Consider the following 2,086-nt stretch of genomic DNA (forward strand, 5'->3'; position numbering starts at 1 on the left):
GGCCGAGGGCCGCGCGGGCGGGGATCTCGGTGGAGATGTTCTCCACCGCCCCGTTGTTGGCGGAGGCGACCACCATCTCGAAGCCGGTGAACTCCGGGCGCAGCGGGGTGACCGTCCGGGTGTAGTCACCGCTCTTCCAGACGTACGGGTCCTGCCGCGCGAACGCTTCGGAGGGCAGGCGGAGCCCGGCCAGCCGACGGGCCCGCTCGACGACGGCGGCGGCGAAGCAGTCGCGCAGCAGGTCTTGCCGGTGCCGGGCGGGCCGTTGACGGCGAAGAGCCCGTCGGCGGGGGCCAGCTCGGCGTGGACGGCGTTGACCGCGAACTGCTGGCTCAGCGCGAGCGGATGCCCCGCCTCGGCCGGCCACCGCCCCGCCGGGGTCCGGGCGGGGGCCACACCCGCGAGGGCGGCTGCGGGGTGCAGGCGCAGGTCGACGCGGCGGGCCCGGTCGAAGGCGGCGCCCGGGGTGAGGTAGGCGGCGAGCCCGGCCCCGGGGTCCTGCCGCGCGAGGGCGGCCGCGACGCGTTCGAGGTCGGCGGCGATGAAGCTGTTGAGGAAGTCCTGCTGGTCGGCGTCCCCGGTCTGGCCGGCCCGTACGGCCACACTGCGCACCCGCACCCCGAAGGGCTCCAGGGCCCCCTCGACGCCCCAGGCCCGGGCGAGCTCGCCGGTGAACTCCAGCAGCTGCCCGGCGGTGACCACCCCGGACCCGAGGGGGGACCCCTCCTCGTCCTCGTCCTCCTCCGACTCGGCAAGCCCAGTCCCGTCGGGCTCTCCAGGCTCCCCGGGCTCTCCGAGCGCGGCTGCCCGCGCGCCCCAGGCCCCGGCCTCCTCCTCGAACCCGTCGAGCCAGCCCCGGCAGCCGGGCCCGGGGGAGACGGCACGGCCGGTGGCCCAGGCGCAGGATGAGAAGACAGGGGAGTCGAGCAGCAGCCGGCCGTCGTCGGTCACGGTCAGGGCGAACAGCGCGCTCTCGCCGTCCATCCGCCCGTCGTGGTCCTCGCCGCTCTCTCCGAACACGCGGAGCAGGGTGTCGCGCACGGCAGCGAGTGCGTACGTCCCGCCGTAGACCACGTGCTGCCATCCGTACCCCGGCTCCAGCGGGACGGACCGCAGCGGATGCCCGGCCTCCCAGGGCAGCGGCCCGTCCGCCTCGACCGGGTACACCCGCTCCCGTGCGGACAGCCCCGGCACCTTCTGCGGGCTGAACAGCTCGACCGCCCGCCAGTACCCGACGACCCCACTCCGCCGCCCCCCCTCGCCCCCGGCCCCCGCCACGCTCAGCTCCCGCCGTCGATGATCACGTATCGGGAAGCCTACGGGGCGTATGACGGCGGGTCAGGCGCTTGAGCGGTTGGCCCGTGCGGGGTGGGGGCGGCGACGGCTGACCCACCGGCTGGTTCGACGGTCACCGGCACGGCTCGTGCGCGCAGGCGGACGGCCAGGACCTCCATCTCCACGAGCGTCCCGACGAGCCCACCCGCGGCGAGCTCCGATGCGCGTGCCCGCGCTTCGCCGAGGGAGAGACCGTCGCCTGCGTCGCGCAGTGCCTTGAGCACCGGGACAGGGCTGGGCACCTCCCCGGACAGGCGCAGCCGGCTGGGGCCGTGCGGTTGCAGCAGAGCCTGCCGGATGTGCTCGGGGGTCACGGGGCCGATGTCCTCCTCGCACCAGCCGTCAGAGCAGTTCTCACACCGGCCTTCGCTGCCCCAGCGGAGGCGGCCGCGGTGAAAGAACTGGCCGACGTCGCAGATCGTGGGGCCACCGCAGCCACTGCACCGGCCCGTGATTTGTACTCCTTGAGTGATCACGGGGCCCCTCCGGTGTCACGATGCGTCGCCGGGGATTGATTCTCCCCGGGAGGGCACCTGCTGGTCGAGCGGATGGTATCGGCGAGATCGGATCCGCAACGGGCCCGCAGGGAACCGAGCCGTCACCATGCTGGACGGTTCAGCAAGGGAGAGACACCCGGCTCGTCAGGTCGGGCGCCACCGCTAATTCAGTAGATGCCCGAATTGCCGGTATCGATGAAAGTGCTGCAGAACACCAGCCATCCCACCTAAAATGGCAGGTCAGTCAGCCTGCT

Annotated in this window: 1 pseudogene; it reads right to left on the minus strand. The window is 73.5% G+C overall.

What is annotated here, in order from left to right:
• A pseudogene (locus tag VR44_RS39190) lies at window positions 1-1,278 on the minus strand (hypothetical protein); the annotation flags it as partial.
• Window positions 1,279-2,086 lie beyond the last annotated feature (808 nt).

The sequence above is a fragment of the Streptomyces katrae genome, from assembly GCF_000966975.1.
In the GTDB taxonomy this organism is placed as follows: domain Bacteria; phylum Actinomycetota; class Actinomycetes; order Streptomycetales; family Streptomycetaceae; genus Streptomyces; species Streptomyces katrae.